5 protein-coding genes and 1 pseudogene are annotated in these 5,939 nt (G+C 51.5%); 1 reads left to right on the forward strand and 5 read right to left on the reverse strand.

What is annotated here, in order from left to right; translation table 11 throughout:
- Positions 1 to 349: 349 nt before the first annotated feature.
- The 5 genes from ACRCZA_RS01755 to ACRCZA_RS01775 form a co-directional block, all read right to left on the reverse strand.
- Positions 350 to 1,636 carry an acetyl-CoA hydrolase/transferase family protein gene (locus ACRCZA_RS01755; RefSeq protein WP_438672769.1) on the reverse strand — a complete coding sequence of 429 codons (1,287 nt, stop codon included), beginning with the start codon at positions 1,634 to 1,636 and terminating at the stop codon, positions 350 to 352.
- 143 nt (positions 1,637 to 1,779) lie between these two features.
- Positions 1,780 to 2,901: an ABC transporter permease gene (locus ACRCZA_RS01760; protein ID WP_438672766.1), complete on the reverse strand. Its 1,122-nt coding sequence runs from the start codon at positions 2,899 to 2,901 to the stop codon at positions 1,780 to 1,782.
- Positions 2,891 to 3,844, reverse strand: a complete 954-nt coding sequence (locus ACRCZA_RS01765; RefSeq protein WP_438672767.1) for an ABC transporter ATP-binding protein — start codon at positions 3,842 to 3,844, stop codon at positions 2,891 to 2,893. Before ACRCZA_RS01765 ends, ACRCZA_RS01760 begins: the two co-directional genes overlap by 11 nt.
- Positions 3,841 to 4,809, reverse strand: coding sequence for an HlyD family secretion protein (locus ACRCZA_RS01770; RefSeq protein ID WP_438672768.1), 969 nt, complete (start codon positions 4,807 to 4,809; stop codon positions 3,841 to 3,843). Before ACRCZA_RS01770 ends, ACRCZA_RS01765 begins: the two co-directional genes overlap by 4 nt.
- A gap of 127 nt (positions 4,810 to 4,936) precedes the next feature.
- Complete coding sequence (locus ACRCZA_RS01775; protein ID WP_438672770.1) at positions 4,937 to 5,284, reverse strand: hypothetical protein; 348 nt, start codon at positions 5,282 to 5,284, stop codon at positions 4,937 to 4,939.
- 517 nt (positions 5,285 to 5,801) lie between these two features.
- Between ACRCZA_RS01775 and ACRCZA_RS01780 the strand changes: the two are divergent.
- Positions 5,802 to 5,939: pseudogene (locus ACRCZA_RS01780) on the forward strand (lipocalin family protein); the annotation flags it as partial.

Below are 5,939 nucleotides of genomic sequence, written 5' to 3' on the forward strand. Positions count from 1 at the left end.
TAAAGAAAACTGCGATAGATAATACGAATACCACATACGCGGTTAACGCCCTCGAAAAACACTATATTGGCGGTTAGCGCCGCTGTAAAATGGCTTTTATCACTTACTGCTATAGATTAAAACTATGGAAAGCCATTTATGGCTCGACGTATAAGCGGAACAACGGCATCTTTGCTATCAATACTTACCGCGATGACCATGCTGACTCCCCCTTAAACTTCCAGCGCTATCCCGAGCAAACGCATTTCGGGGAGTAAGCATTGACGCCAAGGCCCCCCACTCAGTATTTACAATGGCCAGGCGCTAGAGAGGCCCTTGCTGTAAAAATGCACCTTGACGGGCTAACAACCTACACCCTTAATCCCCATACCTCAAAGGCATCGCGGCTCAGTTGCTCACGAAAATCAGGATGCGCAATGGCGATTAAGGCTTGGGCGCGCTCGCGTAAGGAGCGGCCGCGTAAATTGGCCGCGCCGTATTCGGTGACGATGTAATGTACATGCGCGCGGGTGGTCACCACCCCTGCGCCCGCAGATAACACACTCGCAATGCGCGAAATCGTGCCCCCCGCGGCGGTGCTTGGCAGCGCAATCACTGCGCGGCCACCTTCCGAGAGGCCAGCGCCGCGGATAAAATCCATCTGCCCCCCCACGCCGGAATAAATTTTTGTGCCAATGGAGTCGGCGCACACTTGGCCGGTGAGATCGACCTGCAGCGCCGAATTAATCGCCATCACATTCGGATTTTTACGGATGATTGCGGTGTCATTCACTTGAGCAATATCCATAAACAGCACCGAGGGATTATCATCCACATAGTCATAGAGTGCTTGACTACCAAGGGCAAAGCCAGTCACCAGTTTTCCTGGGCAAAAACGCTTTTTACTGTTGTTAATCACGCCCTTTTCAAGCAGTTGTAATATGCCGTCCGAAAAGAGCTCAGTGTGCACGCCGAGATCTTGATGCGCGGTTAAACAGGACAACACCGCATCAGGGATCGCGCCTATGCCCATCTGCAAACAATCGCCATCACGCACTAATTGCGCCACCTGCTGGCCGATGGCAAGGCTCAGTGCATCTCCCGTTCCAAAGGCGTGTACCGGTAACGCCGCAGATTGTTCATACACGGCCGCAAAGCGGTCGATATGAATAAACCCATCCCCATGGGTGCGGGGCATTTGTGGATTAATATGAGCGATGATTTTACCGGCCACTTGGCAGGCCGCCAGAGTCGCTTCGACCGAAATGCCAAGGGAACACAGCCCATGTCGATCGGGAGGGGACACTTGAATAATGGCAGTATCAATTTTTTGCTCGCCACTTCGAAATAATTTGGGCACTTCAGACAGGAAAATCGGCACATAATCGGCGTCACCCGTGTGCAGTAATTCGCGAGTGGGCGCGCCCGCAAAAAAACACCGATGGCGTAAATGCCCGAATAAACTGGGATGACTTAAGGCCTCGGCGCCTTCGGTATGTAACTGGAGTAACGTCAGATTATCTTTGGTTAATGCGTGCTTAGCCAACGCATCCAACAGAACGCGCGGCGTAGCCCCCATGGAGTGCGTCCACAGGGTTTCACCACTTTGGATTAACGACACCGCATCCAGTGCGCTTTGGCAAACTATTGGCTTCATCATCAATTCCTGTTCATCCCATCGACTTATTGCGCATTTTCTAAGCAAATTGTAAGGCAAACATTGCCAAAGCAACATCTGTTTCAATGGTTTAGCAGGCAATTCTCCCAATAGTTTGCGTTATATCAAGATTGACCACAGGGTTAATCTAACCGCTTGGAAAAGCGCAAACTGGCGATGAGAAGGCCCACGCAAGTAAACGCCATTAACCACAGGGTATCAAAATGCAGTTCCAGCACGCTGGCATCGCGCAGCACGATTGCCCGCGACATCCGCATAAAATGGGTGGCGGGTAATGCTTCTGCAATCCACTGGGCAGCGATGGGCATCGCCTCATAGGGGAACATAAAGCCCGACAGTAAAATTGAAGGTAACAGCACAAAGACCGTGAGCTGCATAGATTGCAACTGGGTTTTCGCAATCGTTGAAATCACTAAACCTAAAGTCAAACTGGCGCAAATAAACAGCATGGCGGCAAAGGCAATATCAATAAGCCCGCCACGGATCGGCACGGCAAACAATAAATGCCCAGCGCTGAGGACAATTGTCACCTGAATAAAACCGACCATCACATAGGGCAAGATTTTACCGAGCATCAATTCAAAAGGCCGCACTGGTGTGGTGATCAAAAACTCCATATTGCCTTGCTCACGCTCACGCACAATGGCGGCAGAGGTAAACATCACCATGGTCATGGTCAAAATAACCCCAAGCAGGCCGGGGACAATATTGACCACAGAACGTTGCTCAGGATTAAAGTATTGCACCACCTCAAAACTCGGCGTCACACTCTTTTGTGGCCTTGCGGCAAGGTCATCCAATGGCATTTGCCTTAGGCTACGAATCGTTGAGGCGACAACCGTATCTGAGCCATCCACCAGCCATTGGCCGACGGGTTGGGCTAAATATTGCTGACCCACAAAGCTTGGATGACGCACTAAACGCGTATCCAGATCCGCAGGTAAATGCAATACGGCTTTAACCTCACCATGGGTTATCGCCTGCTCAGCGTCGGCCACACTAAAATACTGCCGTTTAAAATCGACCACTTGCGTCGCCTCAACCGCCTGCACTAAAGCGCGGCTGTAGGCCGAGTCACTTAAATTGACGAGCCCTGCAGGTAAATGGCGCGCGTCGGTATTGATGGCATAGCCAAATAGCATCAATTGCACTAAAGGGATCATCACAATCATGCCAAAGGTCATGCGATCCCGCGACAATTGCCGCAGCTCCTTCATCACTATCGCCCACATCCTACGCCACATGGTCGCCCTCCCTCACCGGCAGGGCGGCACGCTGGCCGGTGCAGGTAACAAACACATCTTCAAGGCTTGGGCGCACCTCATCCATCCTTCTGCCCGCCACCTTAGGGGCCAACCAATCGAGGGGAGAGTCGATGTCGCTTTGCACTAACACCCGCAGGCGATTGCCAATTTGGGCCGCTGACAAAATAGCAGATTCTTGGATAAGTGATTGTTTTAAATTGCGTAGATCCGCCCCAGCCACTTCAACAACCCGGGCCCCCATCGCCGCCATCAACTGCTGGGGCGAGCCGTCGGCACGCTTCACGCCCTTTTCTAAAATCGCTAAACCATGGCAGCGCTCCGCCTCATCCATATAGTGGGTCGAGACAAGAATGGTGGTACCTTGGGCGCACAGATCAAATAATCGCTCCCAAAACTCGCGGCGATTTTGCGGATCGACCGCCGAAGTCGGCTCATCTAAAAACAACAGTTCAGGATGATGCAAGGTCGCCGCCGCTAAGGCTAAACGCTGGCGCTGGCCGCCACTCATCGACCCCGCAAGTTGCCTTTCTCGGCCAGCTAAATCATACAGTGTTAACAATTCGGTTAGACGTTGGGCAGTTTGACGCCGATTCAGCCCATAAATTTGTGCGACAAATTCTAAATTTTCCCGCACGGAAAGATTGTCATAGAGGGAGAATTTTTGGGTCATATAGCCAATGCGCCGCCGCAGTTTTTCTTCAGCACCGGGTAAGGTTTCGCCAAGCACGCGAATATGGCCAGCGCTTGGCCGCAGTAACCCTGTTAACATGCGAATAGACGTCGACTTGCCGCAGCCATTGGGGCCAAGAAAACCATAAATGGTGCCCTTAGCAATGGCTAAATCCAGCTCCTCGACCGCATTAACGCCCGCAAATGAACGAGTCATTCCTTGGGTTTCGATAGCCAAATCAGTACTGCTCATGGCAACTCCACTTCAATCGCCATCCCCGTTGGTAAATCCGCTGCGGTACTGGGGAGACTAATATCCGTCAGATACATAAGCCGCGCCCGATCTCGTTCGTTTAGCGCATAAAACGGGGTGTAAGCTGGTTGGCTGCGGATGTTGCGTACCGTTCCCACTATCGGAGCCGCCCGGCCATCGACCACAATATTGACGCTATCACCGGCTTTGACGCTATCGAGCCATGTGGCAGGTAGATACACCCGTACATAAGGCTGCTCAAGGGCCAATAAGCCGATAAGCTGAGTCCCCGCCGCCACCCTGTCGCCGACGTGCCAAGGCAACGTATCAACAATGGCCTCACGCGCCGCAACTAAGGTTAAGTCTGCTAACGCTTTTTGTTCAAGGGTGACACTGGCAATGGCCGCTGCAACCGTCGCCTGTGCTTGCGCTAATTGTTCGCTGCGAGTGCCATTTTCAAGGATGTGCAAACTTTGCGCCGCTTCAGCCTCTTTGGCTACATAGGTATCACGGGCGGCTCGAGCCGCATCAACATCAGCTTGGCTTACTACGTTAGCGGCAAATAACTGTAAGCTACGCTCAAAGGCTCGCTGAGCTTCTTTAACACTCGCATGGGTGCCAGCGAGGACCGCCTTGGCCCTTGCAATCTCCTCGACCCGCGCGCCAGTCTTCGCCTCGGCAAGCTTGGCCTTCGCTTGTTCTAGCTCAGCTTGCTTTAGGGCAAGGCGGGCCTTCGCCGAGGTGGCATCCAATTCAATTAAGGGTTCACCAGCCCTAACTCGCGAGCCTTCAACGACATGAATTTGGCTAATCAGCTCACTCACGGGGGCCGTTAAGGTCAACCTATCACGTTCAACCGTACCAAATACCCTTGGGGCGGCATCTGAGCAGCCAAGCAATAACAGCACACCGCTAAGGGCTAGCCTAATTTTTACCCCTTGAGTGACCCCGTTAAATCTCATCATTAGCTCCTTGAACACTGGCGTTCACTCCAAGATACAAAGCGCTGCGCCAGATTTGCCCTCATTTAAGCCATCTTCACACCATGATATCAACCACACTTCATCTCATCGCGGTGTTCGTTAACTCACGCTAGGCGCCACGCACAATGGCACTAAGGCGCTCAATAAATTGTTTAACCGCCTCAGCCGTATCAAAACTAAAGGCAAGGCCATAATGGGTTTCAGTCAAACTTTTATGCAAACGTTTAGGAAAACGCGTCATCTGCCCGTTATGAAAGTAATCGTATTTGGCATGTACCCCAGCAATGGTGGCCAACTCACCGGAAAATACCTCAAACGCGGGACGGATAATCAAGTGGGGTAACTTACCATCAAGGTGTAAGTAAAAGGCTTCTTTGGTGTCAGGGAGCATGTATTCGGTAATATTTTTGATGGTGAAGTTTGTGCGGCATTGCAGGCGCTGTAAACAACTGACCATCTCGTGGTGTTCTATCGCCAACGGTATTCTCCTCTATCTTGGCTCGAGCACGGCTTAGGTTGAGCACGGCCCGCCTAAAGTCAGATTAACACTGTCGCCATAAGAGCAAAAGCACACATCGCAAATATCTCAAAAATGATTAAATCTTTTCAATTAGATAGCCTTACTTGCCATAATCTTAACGACAACAAAATCGTCCGATTAACGCCTTAAGCAACTGCGCGGCAGCCATTGTTCAGTCGTGATATAGACAGCATCCGAGGTACGATGCGGGGCGGGAGGCGCGGCTAGGTTAACGATGGTGCGGCCCATGTGCGATATTGATCTTGCTTTGCACTTAAGCCGTAGTGGTGATGGGATATGCCCTACCCTAAGTTTGTGATTGCCATGATTTACCGACTTTTGCCCCGATTAACCGCCATAATAATGCCGAGGATAACGGCCATCATTGCTGTCACCATAACGGCAATGATACGCACAGTCCTACAGGCCCATTCACCGACACCGGAGGCTGATAATGCCTAAAATACTCTTTATGATCTGTACGTTAATCCTAAGTGGCTGCCTTGGAATGCCACGTAATGTCGAGCCCATCAAGGACTTTAACCTCGATCGCTACCTTGGCACTTGGTATGAAATCGCCCGCCTTGATCAC

The sequence above is a fragment of the Shewanella sp. genome, from assembly GCF_051658185.1.
In the GTDB taxonomy this organism is placed as follows: domain Bacteria; phylum Pseudomonadota; class Gammaproteobacteria; order Enterobacterales; family Shewanellaceae; genus Shewanella.